Source organism: Rhizobium sp. No.120 (genome assembly GCF_054558365.1).
Window position 1 is genome coordinate 68958 of sequence record NZ_BAAJNQ010000008.1, and the last position, 18725, is coordinate 87682.

Here is an 18725-nt window from a genome sequence, read left to right on the forward strand (position 1 = left end):
GACGGTTGGATTTCTTGCCGCCGCAGGCGGCCGCAGTGAAAGAGGAATATCAGTTTGGCTATCTGGCTGGATCAGGCGTCGGAAGGGTTCGAGCAGCAGTTCGCCGCATTCCTGACGACCAAGCGGGAAGTGTCCGAGGATGTGAACGTGGTCGTGCGCGGCATCATCGACGATGTGCGGGCGCGCGGCGATGCCGCCCTTGCGGATTATTCCAAGAAGTTCGACGGCGTCGATTTCGCCGTAACGCCGATGCGCGTCAGCGAAGCGGAGATCGACGCGGCGATCGCGGCCGTTCCGGCCGAAGTGCTGGGCGCGCTGAAGGTCGCCGCGACCCGCATCGAATCGCATCATCGCCGGCAGTTGCCGAAGGACGATATCTATGAGGACGATCTCGGCGTCGGCCTGGGGTCGCGCTGGACGGCGATCGACGCGGTCGGCCTCTATGTACCCGGCGGCACGGCGAGCTATCCGAGCTCGGTGCTGATGAATGCCGTGCCGGCCAAGGTCGCCGGTGTCGACCGCGTCGTCATCGCCGTGCCGGCGACCGGCGGCGCCGTCAATCCGGCCGTGCTTGCCGCGGCGCGCATGGCCGGCGTCGAGGAGATCTACCGCATCGGCGGTGCACAGGCGATCGCGGCCCTTGCCTATGGCACCGAGACGATCAAGCCGGTCTACAAGATCACCGGCCCCGGCAACGCCTATGTGGCGGCCGCCAAGCGCCAGGTGTTCGGCACTGTTGGTATCGACATGATTGCCGGCCCGTCGGAAGTGCTCGTCATCGCCGACAGGGATAACGATCCGGACTGGATCGCCGCCGATCTGCTGGCGCAGGCCGAGCATGACGAAAGTGCGCAATCGATCCTGATCACCGACGATGCCGAATTTGGCAGGGCTGTGGAAGCGGCGGTCGAGCGGCAGCTGAAGCAGCTCAGCCGCTCGCAGACGGCGGCAACGAGTTGGCGGGATTTCGGCGCGATCATCCTGGTCTCCGATCTGAAGCGGGCCATTCCGCTTGCCAACAGAATCGCGGCCGAGCATCTGGAACTCGCTGTCGACGATCCCGAGCCGCTGCTTGCTGGTGTGCGCAATGCCGGCGCGATCTTCGTCGGTCGTCACACGCCCGAAGTGATCGGCGATTATGTTGGCGGCTCGAACCATGTGCTGCCGACGGCCCGCTCCGCACGCTTCTCTTCCGGCCTTTCCGTGCTGGATTTCGTAAAGCGCACCTCGATTCTGCGGCTGGGATCCGAGCAGCTTCGCGCGCTCGGGCCGGCGGCTATCGCGCTTGCCAATTCCGAGGGGCTGGATGCCCATGCGCGGTCGGTCGCGATCCGCCTCAATCTCGAGGGGTAAGGCATGGCAAAGGGCGTCTTCCGGCTGAGCGATGTGGTCCTGGACGACACAATCGGCCGCTCGACGCCCGATGTCGAGCATGAGCGCGCCGTCGCCATTTTCGACCTGATCGAGGAAAACAGTTTCGCGCCTGTCGGGCATGAGGGCGGGCCCTATCTGCTCAACCTTTCGCTGGTCGACCAGAAGCTGGTCTTCGACATCCGCATGGAAGATGGTGGCGTTGTCGCCACCCATATTCTGTCGCTCACCCCGTTTCGCCGGATCGTGAAGGATTATTTCATGATCTGCGAGAGCTATTACGAGGCGATCCGCTCGGCCACGCCAAGCCGCATCGAGGCGATCGACATGGGCCGGCGCGGCATCCATAACGAAGGCTCCCAGACGCTGATGGACCGGCTGAACGGCAAGATCAGCGTGGATTTCGATACGGCGCGGCGGCTGTTCACGCTCGTCTGCGTGCTCTACTGGCGCGGGTGACTGCCATGGACGAGCCGCAGGCCATCGAGCACAATGGCAGGTCGCCCGGGGGCAAATCCCCCGGCGCCATCCTCTTCATGTGCGGCCTGAATACCATTCGTTCGCCCATGGCCGAAGCGATCGCTCGGCAAATGCTGCCGCAGGGCACCTATATCGCCTCGGCGGGGGTGCGTGCCGGCGAGCGCAATCCTTTCGTCGATGTCGTGCTTTCCGAGATGGGGCTCTCGCTCGGCCGCCGCCAGCCACAGACCATGGAAGAGCTGGAGGATGATTTCTTCGACGTCATCATTACGCTGTCTCCCGAGGCCCATCATGCCGCGCTGGAGCTGACACGGGCCAATGCCATCGACGTCATCTATTGGCCGACGATTGATCCTTCCGCGACGGATGGGACGCGTGAGCAGATTCTGGATGCCTATCGCGGCGTGAGGGACTATCTTTTGGACCTGATCGAGAGCAGGCTGGTGGAACATCGCGGCTCGCTTTAGAGCCGCAAATGAAACAAATGCAGAAACCCTTATCAACGTGGTTCACAAAACCGCGGCGATTGTGTAGTTTCCGCGCAAATTTCCGGCGACCCCGCTTTTTTGGCATGGGCGCTGGCCCCAACCGACAGGAAAAGAAGCTTTAATGCCGAAAGAAGAAGTCCTCGAATTTCCCGGTGTCGTCACCGAACTCCTGCCGAACGCGACCTTTCGCGTGAAGCTGGAAAACGAGCACGAGATCATCGCCCACACCGCTGGCCGCATGCGCAAGAACCGCATCCGCGTTCTGGCCGGCGACAAGGTGCTGGTGGAAATGACCCCTTACGACCTGACCAAGGGCCGCATCACCTATCGTTTCAAGTAATTCGCCGTTCTCGGCATGATGTCGACCGAAAGCCGCTGACACTTTTCGGCATCATGCTCCAGAACCGGCTCTCATTCCCGTATGACAAGTCGAGATCTGATGGCGTTGAAACATAAGCTGATACTGGCCTCCGGATCACCGCGTCGCGTCGAACTCCTGCATCAGTCAGGCATCGAGCCCGCGCGCCTCATGCCCATGGATATCGATGAGACGCCGAAGAAATCGGAGCATCCGCGCTCGCTGGCGCGGCGGCTTTCGGCTGAGAAGGGTGATGCCGCCTTTGCGGCGATCAAGAGCGACGCCACCTGGCAGGGGAGCTATATTCTTTCCGCCGACACCGTCGTCGCCGTCGGACGGCGCATCCTGCCGAAGGCGGAATTCGTCGACGAGGCCGCTGCTGCTCTGCATCTGCTCTCCGGACGCGGCCACGTGGTCTATACCGGCATCTGCCTGATCACGCCGGATCGCAAGGCCCGCCAGAAGGTCGTTGAGACCAAGGTTCGCTTCAAGCGACTCTCCCGCCGCGATATCGACATGTATCTCGCCTCCGGCCAGTGGCGTGGCAAGGCGGGAGCCTATGGCATTCAGGGGCTTGCCGGCTCCTTCGTGCAGAAGCTTGTCGGTTCCTACACCAATGTCGTCGGATTGCCGCTTTATGAAACCATACTGCTGCTGGCGGGCGAGGGCTTCGATGTCCACGCCGGATGGCAGGAAGGATAGTTGTCATGACGGAAGCTGAGGAGATCAAGGTGGGTTCGAAGGTCGAGCCGCTGCGAAAGACGCGTCCCTGCCCGGAATGCGGCCGCCCTTCACTGCGTGAACATTACCCCTTCTGCTCGGATCGCTGCCGATCCGTCGATCTTTCCCGATGGCTCAACGGCTCCTACGCCATTCCCGTGACCGAGGACGAGACGAAGGCCGACGGCTCCGACCAGGGCTGAATGCGTTTTCCAAGAGGGCTCGGTGTCGCGAACCCTTTCATTTTGTTCGCGAATTGGCAAAATTCGATTTCCTGTCAAAAAAGAGTCATTTGCGGCTGGACATGGCCGAACAAGATGCTATAACCCCGCTCGCTTCCGGGGCGAACCAACCGCCCAGCGCCTGACAAGGCTCTTCCTTCGACGGGAAGCTCGGATGCCCAGATAGCTCAGTTGGTAGAGCAGCGGATTGAAAATCCGCGTGTCGCTGGTTCGATTCCGGCTCTGGGCACCATCTTTTCTCCCCAATCATGCGGACAATGAAGCTTGACGCTGGCTTCGTTCAATTCCTCGCCGAGATCGTGTATTTGCAAGAATACGCGGCAATAGGCCGGTCGAGATTGCATAACCACTGCGTGCGTTGTGTTGCTACAACAATCCCTTGGTTGTGTTTCATTAATTCGGTGCATGACCCCATCAAGATATTGATGACATTTGGAATCAAGCGTACGAATTATTGACAGATCACCTATTGATTCGAAACGAGTCATACCGCACTTTAGATATAGCGGGATAAAGTGATCTCGTAAAAGCCGGCGTTAATTGCAATAGCAAGCTACCGAGGCGCCATGTTAAACAACGATGTTCTGTTCAACACGTTCGCCCGTACTTTTGAAGCACGGCGCGAAGTCGAGATGTCATTCTCAGAATACCTGGAAGCGTGCCGGGATGACCCGCTCATGTACGCAAATGCGGCAGAGCGGCTGCTGGCAGCCATGGGCGAACCACTGCTGATCGATACGGCCAAGGATACAAGGCTTGGGCGTATTTTCATGAACCGGACCATCCGGACTTATCCGGCTTTTTCGGGCTTTTTCGGCATGGAAGAGACGATCGAACGCATCGTCGCCTTCTTCCGCCATGCGGCCCAGGGGCTGGAGGAGCGCAAGCAGATCCTCTATCTGCTTGGGCCCGTCGGCGGCGGCAAGTCGTCGCTTGCCGAACGGCTGAAATCATTGATGGAAGTTCATCCCATCTATGTCCTCAAGGCCGGAAACGAGCTGAGCCCGGTCTTCGAAAGCCCGCTCAGCCTATTCGACCCCGTCACCATGGGGCCGATGATCGAAGAGCGCTATGGCATTCCGCGTCGACGCCTGACCGGGCTCATGAGTCCTTGGTGCCTCAAGCGGTTGGAGGAGTTCGAAGGCGATATTTCCCGCTTCCGCGTCGTCAGGATACAGCCCTCGAGGCTGCGGCAAATAGCCGTCGCCAAAACGGAACCGGGCGACGAGAACAACCAGGATATTTCCTCGCTGGTTGGCAAGGTGGATATCCGCAAGCTCGAAAGTCTCGCGCAGAACGATCCGGATGCCTACAGCTATTCGGGTGCATTGAACCGCGCCAACCAGGGCGTTCTCGAATTCGTTGAAATGTTCAAGGCGCCGATCAAGATGCTGCATCCGCTGCTGACGGCGACACAGGAAGGCAATTACATCGGTACGGAAAATATCGGTGCGATACCCTTCTCAGGCATCATCCTGGCGCACTCAAACGAGTCGGAATGGCAGACATTCAAGGCCAACAAGAACAATGAGGCATTTATCGACCGCATTTGCGTGGTGAAGGTGCCTTATTGCCTCAGGGTCACCGAAGAGCAGAAGATCTATGAAAAGCTAATCGAGGAATCCGAGCTCAGCGACGCGCCTTGCGCGCCATCGACCTTGGAGACGCTCGCCCGCTTCACGGTTCTGACGCGGCTGTCCAAGCACGAGAACTCGACCGCTTTCTCCAAGCTTCGGGTCTATGACGGCGAGAGCCTGAAGGAGACCGATCCGAGAGCCCGCAGCGTGCAGGAATATCGTGATGCGGCCGGTGTCGACGAGGGTATGGATGGGGCTTCCACTCGTTTCGCCTTCAAAGTGCTGGCGGCGACTTTCAACTACGATACGACAGAAGTCGGTGCCGATCCGGTGCATCTGATGTACATGTTGGAGCAGGCAATCCGCAGGGAACAGCTGCCGCTTGAAACCGAAAAGCTCTATATCGAGTTTATCAAGAGTGAATTGGCGCCGCGCTATGCGGAGTTCATCGGTAACGAGATCCAGAAGGCCTATCTGGAATCCTATGCGGATTACGGGCAGAACCTTTTCGATCGCTATGTCGACTATGCCGACGCCTGGATCGAGGATGTGGACTTCAAGGATCCCGATACGGGCCAGCTTCTCGACCGCGAGCTTCTAAACCAGGAGCTCACCAAGATCGAAAAGCCGGCAGGCATCGCCAATCCGAAGGACTTCCGCAACGAGGTCGTCAAATTCTGCCTGCGGGCACGAGCGAGCCATGGCGGCAAGAACCCGTCCTGGACCAGTTATGAGAAGATCCGCGAAGTCATCGAAAAGCGGATGTTCTCCCAGGTCGAGGACCTTCTGCCCGTCATCTCCTTCGGGTCCAAGAAGGACGGCGAGACGGAGAAGAAACATGGCGAATTCGTTGAGCGGATGGTCGCGCGGGGTTACACCGAGCGTCAGGTCCGGCGCCTTGTGGAATGGTACATGCGTGTGAAACAGGCGGGATGAGCCACCAAGGAAGAAGGAATGCACATTGTTGACAGACGCCTGAACCCAGGCGGAAAAAGTCTGGAAAATCGTCAACGATTTTTGCGAAGAGCAAAAGCGCTGGTGCAGAGAGCGGTCTATGAATCCTCTCAAAATCGCGACATTCAGGATATTCTGAAGGGTGGCGAAGTCAGCATTCCCCTTGATGGAACCGAGGAACCTCGGTTCCATCGTGGCCCAGAGGGCCTGAAGGAACATATTCTTCCCGGTAACAAGGACTTCATCGAAGGCGATATCCTGCCGCGGCCTGAAGGTGGCGGCGGCAATGGCCGTGCCGGCGGCGACGGCTCCGGTGAGGATGCCTTCCGCTTCATCCTGACGCGGGATGAGTTTCTCGATCTCTTCCTCGACGATCTGGAATTGCCCGATCTTGCCAAGCGCCGCCTGATGTCGGCGGATCAGATCAATCCGGTGCGCTCGGGCTACTCGGTTGCGGGGTCGCCCGCCAATCTTGCCATCAACCGCACGATGCGGCTTGCGATGATGCGCCGTGTTGCGCTGCATCGCCCGAAGCCGGAAACGGTCGAAAAGCTCATCGAGGAAGCCGAGGAGTGCACGGACGAGAAGCGCCGCGCACAGCTCGAAGACGAGATCAAAAAGCTGGAATCGAAGGTCCGGCGCATTCCCTATATCGACCCGATCGATATCCGCTATCGCCGTTTCGAGAACGAGCCGAAGCCGGTGGCGCAAGCCGTCATGTTCTGCCTGATGGACGTTTCCGGCTCGATGACAGAGCACATGAAGGATCTCGCCAAGCGCTTCTACATGCTGCTCTACATCTTCCTGACCCGGCAGTACCGCCGCGTCGAGATCGTCTTCATTCGTCATACCGACGTAGCGGAAGAGGTGGACGAGGAGACCTTCTTCCGCAGCCCGGCAACTGGCGGCACCCAGGTTTCGAGCGCGCTCGAGGCCATGCGGCGGATCGTGCGGGACCGCTTCCCGGCGTCCGACTGGAACATCTACGCCGCCCAGGCGTCGGACGGCGACAACGCCTATTCCGACAATGCGACGACGGCAGCGTTGATGACGAGCGAGATCCTGCCCGTTTGCCAATATTTCGCCTATCTCGAAGTCGGGGAATCACGCAGCGTCGCGATCTCGTCCGGCTCGGCGATTTGGTCGCTCTACGAGCGGATGCAGGCGGGATGGCCGGTGCTTTCCATGCGGCGTGTCAGCGATCGCAGCCAGATCTATCCGGTCTTCCACGATCTCTTCCAGCGCCGGACGGCGGAAACAAGGAGCGGATGATGGCAAAGAGGGCATCGATGGAGCGGCTTTTCGAAGGTGCAGACTGGGATTTCGCCACGATCCAACGAATTCATGATGCCTGCGAGAAGATTGCTGTCGACGAGCTCGGTCTCGATGTCTATCCCAACCAGATCGAGATCATCACTGCCGAGCAGATGCTCGACGTCTATTCATCGATCGGCATGCCGCTATTTTACAAGCATTGGTCCTTCGGCAAGCACTTCGCCCATCATGAAGCCTTTTACCGCAAGGGCCTGCGCGGGCTCGCCTATGAGATCGTCATCAACAGCTCGCCCTGCATTTCTTACCTGATGGAGGAGAATACGGCGACGATGCAGGCGCTCGTCATCGCGCATGCCGCCTTCGGCCACAATCACTTCTTCAAGAATAACTATCTCTTCAAGCTCTGGACCGATGCTGAAGGCATTCTCGACTATCTCAATTTCGCCAAGAGCTATATCGCGCGCTGCGAGGAGCGCTATGGCCACGCCGCCGTCGAGCGCACGCTGGATGCCGCCCATGCGCTGATGTCGCATGGCGTGCATCGCTATGCGGGCAAGAAAACGCCGGATTTGCGCGACGAGGAAAAGCGCGAACGCGAACGGCGCGAGTATGACGAGAAGATCTTCAACGATCTCTGGCGCACGGTTCCAGCCGGCTCCGGCAAGAAGACCCACGATCTCGATCTGGAGCGGCGGCGTTCGCTGGCCGGCCTGCCGCAGGAGAATATCCTCTATTTCCTGGAAAAGATGGCGCCGCGTCTGAAGCCCTGGCAGCGCGAGATCATCCGTATCGTGCGGCATGTGGCGCAATATTTCTACCCGCAGAGCCAGACCAAGGTGATGAACGAGGGTACTGCGACCTATGTGCACTATCGCATCATGACGCGGCTGCATGAGCTCGGCGGCATCGGCGACGGCGATTTTCTGGAATTCCTGAAATCGCATACCAATGTGGTTTTCCAGCCGACCTTCAACGATCCCCGCTATTCCGGCCTTAACCCATATGCGATCGGCTTTGCCATGATGCAGGATATCGAGCGTATCGTGACGAAGCCGGAGGAGGAGGATCGCCAGTGGTTCCCCGAGATCGCCGGCACCGGCGATGCCATGGCGGTGCTGCGCGATCTCTGGGCCAATTATCGCGACGAGAGCTTTGTAGCGCAGTTCCTCAGCCCTCACCTGATGCGCAAGATGCGCATGTTCCAACTGACCGACGATCCGGAAGAGGAGGAGGGGCTGAGGGTGGCCGCCATTCATGATGAGCGCGGCTACCGGCGCATCCGCCGTGAGCTGTCGCGGCAATATGATGTCGGCTGGATCGATCCGCATATCGAGATCGTCGATGTCGATCTTGCCGGCGACAGGCGGCTGCTGGTCAAGCATACGGTGCTGAACGGCGCGCTGCTCGATGATATGGATGCCAAGCGCGTCTTGCAGCATCTGGCCGATCTGTGGAGTTACGACGTGCTGATGCAGGAAGTCGACCGCTCCGGTGCGGTGCTTCGCGATCATCTCGTCCATCCGCGCGCCTCGGCGCTTGCGGCTTAGCCCTTACGGCTGCTTTTTCGATTGCCGTTGATGGCCGCTCACTTGTGCGCCGTCTTCCGGCCGCAGCTGGAGGAAGCCGGGTATACCGAGCAGCGGTATGACCGCCATCAGCAAAAAAGCAATATGGAATTTCTCCGGCGTCAGCGGCGATCCATCCAAGGTCACCAATCCCAGCAGCATGGCGGCGACGGAGACGCCGAAGCTGACGCTCAATTGCTGCAGCACGCCCCCCAAGCTGGTGGCGCGGCTAAGCTGTGCCGCCGGGGTATCGGAATAGGACAGGGTATTGGACGTCATGAACTGTCCGGCCCGCGCCAGCCCGAAAATGAAGACATAGACGATGATGAACCAGTGCGGCGTATCCGGCGTGATCAATGCGAAGCCGGCGACGACGGCGGCGCCGAACACCGCGCTCCAGGTCAGCATGCGATCGAAGCCATAGAGCTTCAGCAATTTTGCCGAGATCGGCCGTACGGCGAGGGCGCTCAGGGCGCTGACGAAGGTCAGCGTGCCCGAGATGATCGGGCTCAAGCCAAAGCCAACCTGCAGCATCAGTGGCAGCAGGAAGGGCACGCCGTTCAGTCCCACACGACAGATACCGCCGGCAAGGGTGCCGATGCGGAAGGTGCGCAGCTTGAAGAGTGTAAGGTCCACGGCTGGAGATTCCGCTGCTCTGGCATAGCGGATGAAGCCGACCAGCAGCAGGCCGGCGGCGGCAAGCGTGAGGACGATAGCCCAGCCGGGGATTGTCGGGCGCCCGATATTCTCGATGCCGAATTGCAGCAGCACGCAGCCGATGCCTACCATGACGAAGCCAGGAAAATCGAATTTGATCGTCGCGTCGCGTTCAGTATCCTCAACATAGCGCAGCGCCATGGTCATGCCGATGAGGCCGAAGGGCAGGTTCACCCAGAAGATCCAGCGCCAGGACAGATAGGTCGTCAGAAAGCCGCCAAGTATCGGCCCGATGACAGGCCCCATGACAGCCGGTAGGGTCATGTAGGTCATGGCTGTCACGAGCTGGCTGCGCGGGAAACTGCGGATGAGGATGAGGCGCCCGACCGGCGTCATCATGGCGCCGCCAAAGCCCTGCAGCGCGCGCGTGGCGATGAGCATCGGCAGGCTGGTCGCCAGGCCGCAGAGGATCGAGCCGATGGTGAAGATGAAGAGGGAAAGCGTGAAGATGCGCCTGGCGCCGAAGCGATCCGCAAACCATCCGCTCACCGGAATGAACATGGCAAGCGTGAGAATATAGGTCGTAACAGCCAGGTTCATGCGAAGCGGTGTGGTATCGAGGCTCTTGGCGATATCGGGAACGGCAGTGATGAGGATGGTCGAATCGAGCTGTTCCATCAGGAAGGCAACAGCGACTACGGCGGGGATGATGTAGCGCAGGCGGGGATTGCGTTCGACCGCAAAAGTCTGACCCTGCGGATTGGGATCTATCGAATCCATGGAATGTAATGACTTTCCAACGCTCGGCTGGGGCCCGGCGCGTTTGACGATTTGCATGGATCCCTTCGGAAACCGCGTCGTGCTCTCGGGAAACATGGTGCTGGCGGCCGGTGATCCGCCGACCTTCGGAATCGTTGCCTATATGAGCACCATCCATGGCGCAGCGCAACAGGAACCCCGCATTTCGAAGGAATCCATGTGATCAGTTAGTCGATGGCGGGGAGGGTAGTGTCCAGCGCGCCTTGTCGAAGACGATCGCGGTTCGGAGCTGTTCCGGCGATGTTCTGCGCAATTCCAGCTGCAGGTTGAAATTGTTGTCGCTCTGGAATTCCTTGAAAAAGGCAAGCTTAGCGCCGAAGGCTTGCAGCGTCACATCCTGCAACTTGCCGACCGCCTCGAGCGCGGCCTGAAAGTCCAGCCAATGGGTTTCGTTCAGCAATAGGACGACGGTGTCGACAAAGGTGCCGGCAACGGCCTTTCCGTCGTCATTATCAGGCATGATGACCTTGATGCGGATGGCATCGATTTCGCCTGACGGTTTGCCCCTGGCGATGATGAAGAAGGAGGCCGCCTTGGGATCGCCGTAGGCGCCCTTCTGGACGGCGTAACTGCACTCTGAAGTGCCGGCGCCCAGTTCGCTTTGCCGCCATTCGCCCACGGACAGGCCGAACTTTTGGAGATCAGCGCAAAGCGTTTGACCCGATATCCGCCAACTGCGCACGAAGGCGCTTAGCAGCACATCGACAGGCTCGTCCAGCAGATGGGATATTTTCTTGACGGGAGGCTTAACGGTGACGGTCGCTGGCTTAACGCGGACGTTGCGGGCTGCCGCGGCTGAAGTCTTCGGCGCCGCTGCCGGAGGAGGAGCGGCTGTACGAGATGGCTGCTGCTCCTGCGCCGGCACGGTCGGCGCTGCTGCATGTTGCTCCGATTTCGGAAACAGATTGAGATGATAGCGATCATCCAGGGCACGTAGATTGCGCATATCGTTAGCCAGGAGAGCGGTTGCGAGAATGATCGAACCGATGACAACGGCGGCAATCCAAAAGACAGCTCTGCTTTTCTTGCGAGGTGGCGCCACCGACATGATTCAGATCACAGCTACTCCCGAGGAAACTTACCTTGCTGCAATAACTAAATGTTGCGCAGCCATATTCATGACTACAGCATATGCGTTTATGAACGATTGATCATTCTAATGTTTCTTTGTCAATTCATGATGTTGCTCAAGCAGACCGCGATATTGCGCAGCCGGTTCCCTGTGTTCGGGGCTCCGGCTTTTCTATGTCCCGGAGCTGCTGCAACATCCTTGTACGATATGCTTTAGGCAAAATATGCCTTGAGCGCCTTGACGGTGGCGGCATCTGTGCGGCGTACCAATGGCGCCGAGAAGCCGAGGGCGATGACTCGCTCATCCATCTCGGAAACGGGTGCCGAGCAGGAGGCATGGATCTCGCTGACCTGTAGGCGCGGCCATAGCTTACCGACCGTCGCAAGCGTCACGCCGGAGCCCGGCATGATGGAGATGCGGCCGGCGGCGGCCGCAATCGCCTGTTCGAGCATGGTAAGTCCTTCGGCTGCTGTCTTTGCGCCGCCGGATGTCAGGATACGCTCGAAACCGAGGGAGATCGCGGCATTGACGGCTTCCTCGACGCCGGGTACCAGATCGAAGGCGCGGTGCAGCGTCTTGCCAAGACCGTCCGCATGGGTGGTGAGAGCCGCGAGCGTGTCAACATCAAGTCGCCCATCTGGCAGGGAGGCACCGAGCACGACACCCGGCAGGCCGGCAGCTCGCGCCGCATCGATGTCGCGCTTCATGATGTCAATCTCATCTGTCGAGTAAACGAAGCCGCCGGCGCGCGGACGGATAATGGCGTATGCCGGGACGGGCATCTTGGCTGCAGCGGCCATCAGCCCGGCACTTGGCGTCAGGCCGCCGAGAGGGAGTGCGCTGCAAAGCTCGATGCGATCGCCGCCACCCTCGACGGCGGCCTTGAGACCGGCAATATCCTCGACGCAGACTTCAAGCAGCATGGGTGCGCTGTCCGGCATGTTTCAGGCCCAGCAGGGCCGCGCCGATGAGGCCCGGTTCCAGTTTGCACTCACTGGGCACCACGAGCGGCCGGCCGAGCTTGCGCAGAATGCGGCCGCGTACTGCCTCGTCTAGACGTGCCAGAAGCGGCTCGACGTTGGAAAGGCCGCCGCCGACGGGCACGATGGTCGCACCGGTTATGTTGATGGTCAGCGCCAGCGGCGAGGCCACCAGATCGACCATGATGTCGATCGTTCGTTCCGCGCGGCTTTCGCCCTTGAGCCACTCGCCGATGATCTCTTCGCTGGAGAGTTCCAGGCCGTGCAGCGTCTTGTGCAGGCGTTCGATGCCGCGGGCGCCGCCGACCGTGTCGACGCAGCCCTTCTGGCCGCAGCCGCAGGCATAGGCGGGAATGGCAACAGGCGGATTGCCGGCAAAGGAGGCGATGATCGGACCGTGGCCCCATTCCCCGGCAAAGCCGCCGGCAGCGTTGACCAGCCGTCCATCAGCGACCAGGCCGCCACCGACACCAGTGCCGAGAATGGCGCCGAACACGATGCGATGGCCGCGGCCCGCGCCAGACATGGCCTCGGCCATGGCAAAGCAGTCGGCATCATTGGCAATCAGCACGGGATAGCCGAGTTCCGCTTCGAGGTCAGCGGCAAGGTGCCGGCCGTGAATGCAGGGAATATTGGCGCAGGTGAGCGCCTGCGTATCGGGATCGATGACGCCGGCGATGGAGAAGGACAGGCAATCCGGCTTGCCTTCCGCCTCCGTGATTACATCTCTTAGGGCAGCGACGAATTCAGCAAAATCATGCTTGGGCGTCGGGCGCCGCGCCAGCGTTACGATATCCGTCATGGAGCGGGCAATGCCGCCTTTGATGGCGCTGCCGCCGATGTCGAAGGAAACGATCATGAATGCCGATCCGCTGGAAACATGCGCACTTGCTCGCACCCTTTGCCGGTCTTTGCAAGATCAATCCTTGGTGGGGCCAATCCTCCCGGGTCGGCGTGCCATCAGTCCGTTGTCGGAAGCGGCAGGGTGATCTTCGCTTCGAAGCCATCGGTCCTGCAGCTCGCCGGCGACAGCAGATCGAGGTGTCCGCCGATCTGGCCGATGATGCGCTCGACGATCGACAAGCCTAAGCCGGAGCCCGCCGCTTTCGTCTTGCCGCGCCAGAAACGCTTCTTCAGGCCGGCAAGCTCATGCGCGGAAAGCACGGCGCCGCCATTGATGACGCGAACGGTGCGGTCGTCGACACTGACGGTGACCTCATCATCGGCCGGGCCGTGGATCAAAGCGTTTTCGATCAGATTGCGCATGACGATCGCAAAGGCGTCGATATCGATATTGCGGATCAGTTTCCCCGATGTCCTGCTCTCCAGCAGGACGCGGCCTGCTGTGCTGGTATCGCGGTCGTAATCGCCGATGACGGTTTCGATGATGGCCATGAGGTCGGCGGGTTTGTCGCCGGTGCCGATGCCGGCCTGGGCACGGGAGAGCTGCAGCAGCTTTTCCGCCAGCCGGCCAAGATTGGAGAGAGACGATTCGATGCGGCTGGCGCGCTCCCTCAATTGCCCCTGCGGCAGTTCGGCGATGAGCCGCTGGGTCTGGGCAAGTGCGCCTGCAATCGGGGTGCGCAGCTCGTGGGCGCTGTTGGCGGTGAATTCGCGCTCGGCCTCAAGGGCAAGGCGCAGGCGCTCGAGCAGCAGGTTGACGGAACGGGCGATCGGCTGGAGTTCGAGCGGCAGCGTTTCGCTTTCGAGCGGCGCCATGTTGCCGCCATCCTTGGTGGCGATCTGAGAGCGCAGGCGATCGATCGGTCGCAGCGATCGGCCGACGATGATGCCAATGGCGATGATGCTCGCCGGAATAAGCGCCAGCAGCGGCCACAGCAGCGCGACGCCGCTCTCGCGCAATGCCTCGCGGCGATTCTTGAAGGCATCGGCGACGTGGAGGAAGATCGTCCCGTCTGCCGAGGATTCGGTATAGATGCGATATCGCGATGTATTGTGGAAGCCGATTGTCAGCGGCACCTCATAGGCGGTCGGAGGGGCATCGTGGGAATGCAGGATGACCTTGCCGTTCCCGTCGAGCACTTGGTAGGTCAGATATTCACGGTTCAGCCCCTTGTTGAGTGCTTCCAGGCTCTGGGGATCGCCGGAATGGTCGCGGTTAGCGAGGTCGTCGAGCACCAGCGGCAGCAGACGCTCGGCGGTTTCCTGCAATGCGCCGTCGAAGGTCTCGGAGAGCTCCTTGTTGACGACATAGACACCGATGCCGACCGCGATCAGCCAGAAGATAACGACGGTCCCGGTCAGCGCTGTGATCAGACGCCGAGTGATACTGGCGCGACTGGCGGTTTTGGACTCACTCATCGCTCGCCCAGGCAATAGCCGACGCCGCGCGCCGTCTTTATGCGGTCCTTGCCGATCTTCTTGCGAAGGCGGCTGACATAGACTTCCACCGTGTTGCTCTCGATCTCGGAGCCGAAGGCGTAGAGCGCTTCCTCTATCTTATCTTTGGAGACGATGGCGCCCGGCCGCGTGACCAGCAGATCGAGGACTGCCCATTCCCGGCCCGTCAGAATCACGTCCTTGCCCGCCAGCTTGACGCGGCGCTGCGGCTGGTCGATTTCGAGGTCGTCAAACCGGAGCGTCGGCTGCGGACTGCCGGCATAACGCCGGGCGACCGCCAGGATACGTGCCGTCAATTCGCCGAGGTTGAACGGCTTGACGAGATAATCGTCGGCGCCGCTGTTCAGGCCTTCGATGCGGTCGGAAATCTGGTCGCGTGCCGTCAGGATGATGACTGGCGTTTCATCCGGCCTGCGGCGCAGCCGCTTCAAGAAATCGATCCCGCTGCCGTCCGGAAGCTGCAGATCCAGCAGAATGAGACCGTATTGCACGGCGCTGGTGACCTCTTCCGCATCGGTCAGGTTCTTGACCCAATCCACGGCATGAGGTCCTGCCGCAATATGGTCGCGAACCGCACCGCCGATCGTGTCGTCGTCCTCCACCACAAGAATGCGCACCTGCACCTCTCAACCGTTGAACGTACTTCAGTTAATGCCGACGAACCTATCGGGTCAATAACGGCTGAAATAAGCCATAGCTGGATGCACAGTTCATAGCTCTCCGACGCATCGAAAACGTTCCCGGAACCTATAGACAGATAGGAACGCGATGGTTACTTGTTTGCGCGAAGAACGAAGCGGCGGGTGCCGCCATAGGCTATCGGAGGATATTGGCCATGCTGAAGGGAATCTCGCCGCTGTTGAATGCAGATGTGCTCTACGCACTTAAGTCCATGGGGCATGGCGATATGCTCGCCGTCGTCGATACGAATTTCCCCGCTGAATCGGTGGCAAGCCAGACGGTTCTGGGCGAGCTGTTGCGCATCGACAATGTGTCGTCTGCCGAAGCGGTTGCGGCGATCCTATCGCTGATGCCGCTCGATACTTTCATCGACGATGCGGCGGCACGCATGGAAGTGGTAGGCGCGCCGGACGAGGTGCCGCAGGTGCAGCGTGAAGTCCAGGCCGTAATCGACAAGGCCGAGGGCAAGCATTGGCCGCTGACGCCAGTCGAGCGTTTTGCCTTCTATGAGCGTGCCAAGGACGCTTTTTGCGTCATTCAGACCGGCGAGCGCCGTTTCTACGGTTGTTTTACCTTGACCAAGGGCGTCATCCCGCCGGAAGCTGAGTAATCAGGCACGCTTGATCCGGATGGCGGCAAGGGCGCTGTTTCGATAAAGGAAGGCGATGGCGAGAAAGCTGGATTCCCAGGGGCGGCTTGATGATGCGGCGCGGGCCGGTTGGCTCTACTATGTTGCCGGCCGCACCCAGGACGAAATCGCAGTCGCGATGGGAATATCCAGGCAATCAGCCCAGCGGCTGGTGTCGCTTGCCGTTGCCGAGCGGCTGATCAAGGTCCGGCTGGACCATCCGATCGCCGTCTGCATGGAATATGCGGCGGAGCTCAAGAAGAAATTCAATCTGCGACATGTCGATATCGTGCCGAGCGATCCGGACAGTACGTCCTCTACGGTCGGCATTGCCGAAGCGGGTGCCGCCGAAATCGAGCGCTGGCTGCGGCGACCCGACCCGATCGTGCTGGCAATCGGCACGGGGCGTACGCTGAAGGCTGCGGTCGATCAGTTGCCGGCGATCGAATGTCTACAGCACCGGGTTGTGTCGCTGACGGGCAATATCGGCCCCGACGGTTCGGCCGCCTACTACAACGTCATCTTCAGCATGGCCGACGTCGTCAAGGCGCGGCATTTTCCGATGCCGCTGCCGGTACTGGTGTCCTCCGCAGAGGAGCGCGAGCTCCTGCACGCGCAGGCGCTGGTGCGCTCGACGCTCGATATCAGTGCGCAGGCCGACGTGACCTTCGTCGGCATCGGCGAGATGGGTGTCGAGGCGCCGCTCTGCCTCGACGGCTTTCTCGAAAAAGACGAGATGCTGGCCCTGATGGATCGAGGTGCTGCGGGCGAGATCTGTGGCTGGGTTTTCGATGGCAATGGCAAGCTCATGCCTGACGATGTTAATGAGCGCGTCGCCAGTGCGCCCTTGCCATCCCGAGATACCTGCAGCGTCATCGGAATCGCCAAGGGTCGGCGCAAATTCCAGGCGATCAAGGCTGCGATTGTCGGCCGGCAGATCAATGGTTTGATCACCGACGAGGCAGTTGCTGAATTTTTGCTCAAGGTCTGAGCAAAAAAATCAACTTATAAAATCAAAATGATAGGCGGTTTGCTCGGCAATGCAGCAACGAATCTGCATTGACATTTTGTCGCAAGAAGTGAGTAATTGCCCACGAGCAAAGCGAATGCTCATTTTAATCTTCTGGGAGGAAGATATGAAATTGAAAACTTTACTGCTGGGCGCCTGCTCGGCCCTGATGTTTGCCGGCCTGGCGTCTGCCGAAACCCTCACGATTGCGACGGTCAATAACGGCGACATGGTCCGAATGCAGAAGCTTACGGACGACTTCAAAGCCAAGAACCCCGGCATCGACCTGCAATGGGTCACGCTTGAAGAAAACGTATTGCGCCAGAAGGTTACGACCGACATCGCCACCAAGGCCGGCCAATACGACGTTTTGACCATCGGCACATATGAAGTGCCGATCTGGAGCAAGCTCGGCTGGCTTGCCTCGCTCGACAAGCTTTCCGCTGACAAGAACTACGATGTGAATGACCTTCTCCCGGCCATTCGCAGCGGTCTGACGACCGACGGCAAGCTGTACGCAGCACCGTTCTATGGCGAAAGCTCGATGGTCATGTACCGTAAGGACCTCTTCGACAAGGCCGGCCTGAAGATGCCGGATGCGCCGACCTGGGACTTTGTTGCCGATGCAGCCCGCAAGATCACCGACAAGGACCATGAAGTCTACGGCATCTGCCTTCGTGGCAAGGCGGGCTGGGGCGAGAACATGGCGTTCCTGACGGCGATGTCGAACTCGTTCGGCGCTCGCTGGTTCGACGAAAAGTGGAAGGCACAGTTCGACCAGCCGGAATGGAAGGACACGCTCGACTTCTACGTCAAGCTGATGAAGGATGCAGGTCCTCCGGGCGCATCGTCCAACGGCTTCAACGAGAACCTGGCCCTGTTCCAGTCCGGCAAGTGCGGCATGTGGATCGACGCTACCGTTGCTGCCTCCTTCGTTTCCGATCCGAAGGAATCGAAGGTCGCAGACAAGGTGGGCTTCGCTCTGGCTCCGGATAAGGGCCTCGGCAAGCGCGGCAACTGGCTCTGGGCATGGAACCTCGCCATCCCAGCCTCCTCGAAGAAGACCGAAGCGGCGGAAAAGTTCATCTCCTGGGCAACCAGCAAGGACTATACCAACCTGGTCGCACAGAAGGAAGGCTGGCTGAATGCACCTCCCGGCACCCGCACGTCGCTCTATGCAAGTGCGGACTACCAGAAGGCGGCGCCTTTCGCGAAGATGACGCTCGACTCGATCAATTCGGCTGATCCGACGCATCCAACCGTCAAGCCGGTTCCCTATGTCGGCGTGCAGTTCGTTGCTATTCCGGAATTCCAGGGCATCGGCACGGCGGTCGGCCAGCAGTTCTCGGCTGCTCTTGCCGGCCAGATCTCGGTCGATCAGGCTCTGAAGGCTGCCCAGCAGCTGACGGAACGCGAAATGAAAAAGGCCGGCTATCCGAAGTAAGGGCCTTCGAAGCTAAGGAAAGCAGCGCGCCCTCTCGAGCACTG

The 18725-nt window shown here is 60.0% G+C and carries 19 protein-coding genes and 1 tRNA gene; 14 read left to right on the plus strand and 6 right to left on the minus strand.

The genetic code is table 11. The features are described 5' to 3' along the window. Positions 1 to 54: 54 nt before the first annotated feature. From hisD to ACYJRZ_RS21325, 10 genes are all read left to right on the plus strand, one after another. The gene (hisD, locus tag ACYJRZ_RS21280) at positions 55 to 1353 is read left to right on the plus strand and encodes a histidinol dehydrogenase (protein WP_459462271.1); all 1299 of its coding nucleotides are present in this window, start codon (positions 55 to 57) and stop codon (positions 1351 to 1353) included. 3 nt (positions 1354 to 1356) lie between these two features. Then, complete coding sequence (locus tag ACYJRZ_RS21285) at positions 1357 to 1830, plus strand: UPF0262 family protein (RefSeq protein ID WP_112722616.1); 474 nt, start codon at positions 1357 to 1359, stop codon at positions 1828 to 1830. Between the two features lie 5 nt (positions 1831 to 1835). After that, complete coding sequence (locus ACYJRZ_RS21290) at positions 1836 to 2318, plus strand: arsenate-mycothiol transferase ArsC (protein ID WP_459462273.1); 483 nt, start codon at positions 1836 to 1838, stop codon at positions 2316 to 2318. Positions 2319 to 2460: 142 nt separating this feature from the next. After that, a complete protein-coding gene (gene infA, locus ACYJRZ_RS21295; RefSeq protein ID WP_004117876.1) occupies positions 2461 to 2679 on the plus strand; it encodes a translation initiation factor IF-1 in 219 nt (72 codons plus the stop codon). A gap of 99 nt (positions 2680 to 2778) precedes the next feature. Beyond that, the gene (locus ACYJRZ_RS21300; RefSeq protein ID WP_459462276.1) at positions 2779 to 3399 is read left to right on the plus strand and encodes a Maf-like protein; all 621 of its coding nucleotides are present in this window, start codon (positions 2779 to 2781) and stop codon (positions 3397 to 3399) included. A gap of 5 nt (positions 3400 to 3404) precedes the next feature. After that, the gene (yacG, locus tag ACYJRZ_RS21305) at positions 3405 to 3620 is read left to right on the plus strand and encodes a DNA gyrase inhibitor YacG (protein ID WP_459462278.1); all 216 of its coding nucleotides are present in this window, start codon (positions 3405 to 3407) and stop codon (positions 3618 to 3620) included. A 195-nt stretch (positions 3621 to 3815) separates the two neighbouring features. After that, positions 3816 to 3891: transfer RNA gene (locus ACYJRZ_RS21310), tRNA-Phe, on the plus strand. Positions 3892 to 4225: 334 nt separating this feature from the next. After that, positions 4226 to 6172 (plus strand): PrkA family serine protein kinase, encoded by a 1947-nt coding sequence (locus ACYJRZ_RS21315; protein WP_459462280.1) that lies wholly within the window; start codon positions 4226 to 4228, stop codon positions 6170 to 6172. 18 nt (positions 6173 to 6190) lie between these two features. Next, positions 6191 to 7462, plus strand: a complete 1272-nt coding sequence (locus ACYJRZ_RS21320; RefSeq protein WP_459462282.1) for a YeaH/YhbH family protein — start codon at positions 6191 to 6193, stop codon at positions 7460 to 7462. After that, entirely contained in the window at positions 7462 to 9012 is a 1551-nt protein-coding gene (locus ACYJRZ_RS21325) for a SpoVR family protein (RefSeq protein WP_459462284.1), read from the plus strand. Before ACYJRZ_RS21320 ends, ACYJRZ_RS21325 begins: the two co-directional genes overlap by 1 nt. Before the next feature lie 3 nt (positions 9013 to 9015). Here ACYJRZ_RS21325 and ACYJRZ_RS21330 read toward each other — a convergent pair whose 3' ends face one another. Then, entirely contained in the window at positions 9016 to 10467 is a 1452-nt protein-coding gene (locus tag ACYJRZ_RS21330) for a DHA2 family efflux MFS transporter permease subunit (protein ID WP_459462286.1), read from the minus strand. Positions 10468 to 10522: 55 nt separating this feature from the next. Here ACYJRZ_RS21330 and ACYJRZ_RS21335 point away from each other — a divergent pair, with 55 nt between their 5' ends. Continuing rightward, on the plus strand, positions 10523 to 10669 hold the full coding sequence (locus tag ACYJRZ_RS21335; RefSeq protein ID WP_459462288.1) for a hypothetical protein: 147 nt from the start codon (positions 10523 to 10525) through the stop codon (positions 10667 to 10669). On the opposite strand, the gene ACYJRZ_RS21340 is transcribed toward ACYJRZ_RS21335, so the two are convergent. The 5 genes from ACYJRZ_RS21340 to ACYJRZ_RS21360 form a co-directional block, all read right to left on the minus strand. Continuing rightward, the gene (locus tag ACYJRZ_RS21340) at positions 10670 to 11554 is read right to left on the minus strand and encodes a DUF6030 family protein (RefSeq protein WP_459462290.1); all 885 of its coding nucleotides are present in this window, start codon (positions 11552 to 11554) and stop codon (positions 10670 to 10672) included. A gap of 236 nt (positions 11555 to 11790) precedes the next feature. After that, complete coding sequence (locus ACYJRZ_RS21345) at positions 11791 to 12501, minus strand: copper homeostasis protein CutC (RefSeq protein WP_459462292.1); 711 nt, start codon at positions 12499 to 12501, stop codon at positions 11791 to 11793. After that, entirely contained in the window at positions 12491 to 13417 is a 927-nt protein-coding gene (locus ACYJRZ_RS21350; RefSeq protein ID WP_459462295.1) for an ROK family protein, read from the minus strand. Before ACYJRZ_RS21350 ends, ACYJRZ_RS21345 begins: the two co-directional genes overlap by 11 nt. A gap of 101 nt (positions 13418 to 13518) precedes the next feature. Next, complete coding sequence (locus ACYJRZ_RS21355; RefSeq protein ID WP_459462298.1) at positions 13519 to 14880, minus strand: ATP-binding protein; 1362 nt, start codon at positions 14878 to 14880, stop codon at positions 13519 to 13521. Next, positions 14877 to 15536: a response regulator gene (locus ACYJRZ_RS21360; protein WP_459462300.1), complete on the minus strand. Its 660-nt coding sequence runs from the start codon at positions 15534 to 15536 to the stop codon at positions 14877 to 14879. The genes ACYJRZ_RS21355 and ACYJRZ_RS21360 overlap by 4 nt, the downstream gene beginning before the upstream one ends. Before the next feature lie 218 nt (positions 15537 to 15754). Here ACYJRZ_RS21360 and ACYJRZ_RS21365 point away from each other — a divergent pair, with 218 nt between their 5' ends. From ACYJRZ_RS21365 to ACYJRZ_RS21375, 3 genes are all read left to right on the plus strand, one after another. Further along, complete coding sequence (locus ACYJRZ_RS21365) at positions 15755 to 16210, plus strand: RbsD/FucU family protein (RefSeq protein ID WP_015341211.1); 456 nt, start codon at positions 15755 to 15757, stop codon at positions 16208 to 16210. 55 nt (positions 16211 to 16265) lie between these two features. After that, complete coding sequence (locus ACYJRZ_RS21370) at positions 16266 to 17219, plus strand: sugar-binding transcriptional regulator (protein WP_459462302.1); 954 nt, start codon at positions 16266 to 16268, stop codon at positions 17217 to 17219. Positions 17220 to 17364: 145 nt separating this feature from the next. Continuing rightward, entirely contained in the window at positions 17365 to 18681 is a 1317-nt protein-coding gene (locus ACYJRZ_RS21375) for an ABC transporter substrate-binding protein (RefSeq protein ID WP_459462304.1), read from the plus strand. Positions 18682 to 18725: the final 44 nt, after the last annotated feature.

Coding starts and splice junctions, on each gene's coding strand:
- ACYJRZ_RS21285 (WP_112722616.1), top strand. CDS start 1,357: ATGGCAAAGGGCGTCTTCCGGCTGAGCGATGTGGTCCTGGACGACACA.
- ACYJRZ_RS21290 (WP_459462273.1), top strand. CDS start 1,836: ATGGACGAGCCGCAGGCCATCGAGCACAATGGCAGGTCGCCCGGGGGC.
- infA (WP_004117876.1), top strand. CDS start 2,461: ATGCCGAAAGAAGAAGTCCTCGAATTTCCCGGTGTCGTCACCGAACTC.
- ACYJRZ_RS21300 (WP_459462276.1), top strand. CDS start 2,779: ATGGCGTTGAAACATAAGCTGATACTGGCCTCCGGATCACCGCGTCGC.
- yacG (WP_459462278.1), top strand. CDS start 3,405: ATGACGGAAGCTGAGGAGATCAAGGTGGGTTCGAAGGTCGAGCCGCTG.
- ACYJRZ_RS21315 (WP_459462280.1), top strand. CDS start 4,226: ATGTTAAACAACGATGTTCTGTTCAACACGTTCGCCCGTACTTTTGAA.
- ACYJRZ_RS21320 (WP_459462282.1), top strand. CDS start 6,191: ATGCACATTGTTGACAGACGCCTGAACCCAGGCGGAAAAAGTCTGGAA.
- ACYJRZ_RS21325 (WP_459462284.1), top strand. CDS start 7,462: ATGGCAAAGAGGGCATCGATGGAGCGGCTTTTCGAAGGTGCAGACTGG.
- ACYJRZ_RS21330 (WP_459462286.1), bottom strand. CDS start 10,467: ATGGATTCGATAGATCCCAATCCGCAGGGTCAGACTTTTGCGGTCGAA.
- ACYJRZ_RS21335 (WP_459462288.1), top strand. CDS start 10,523: ATGGATCCCTTCGGAAACCGCGTCGTGCTCTCGGGAAACATGGTGCTG.
- ACYJRZ_RS21340 (WP_459462290.1), bottom strand. CDS start 11,554: ATGTCGGTGGCGCCACCTCGCAAGAAAAGCAGAGCTGTCTTTTGGATT.
- ACYJRZ_RS21345 (WP_459462292.1), bottom strand. CDS start 12,501: ATGCTGCTTGAAGTCTGCGTCGAGGATATTGCCGGTCTCAAGGCCGCC.
- ACYJRZ_RS21350 (WP_459462295.1), bottom strand. CDS start 13,417: ATGATCGTTTCCTTCGACATCGGCGGCAGCGCCATCAAAGGCGGCATT.
- ACYJRZ_RS21355 (WP_459462298.1), bottom strand. CDS start 14,880: ATGAGTGAGTCCAAAACCGCCAGTCGCGCCAGTATCACTCGGCGTCTG.
- ACYJRZ_RS21365 (WP_015341211.1), top strand. CDS start 15,755: ATGCTGAAGGGAATCTCGCCGCTGTTGAATGCAGATGTGCTCTACGCA.
- ACYJRZ_RS21370 (WP_459462302.1), top strand. CDS start 16,266: ATGGCGAGAAAGCTGGATTCCCAGGGGCGGCTTGATGATGCGGCGCGG.
- ACYJRZ_RS21375 (WP_459462304.1), top strand. CDS start 17,365: ATGAAATTGAAAACTTTACTGCTGGGCGCCTGCTCGGCCCTGATGTTT.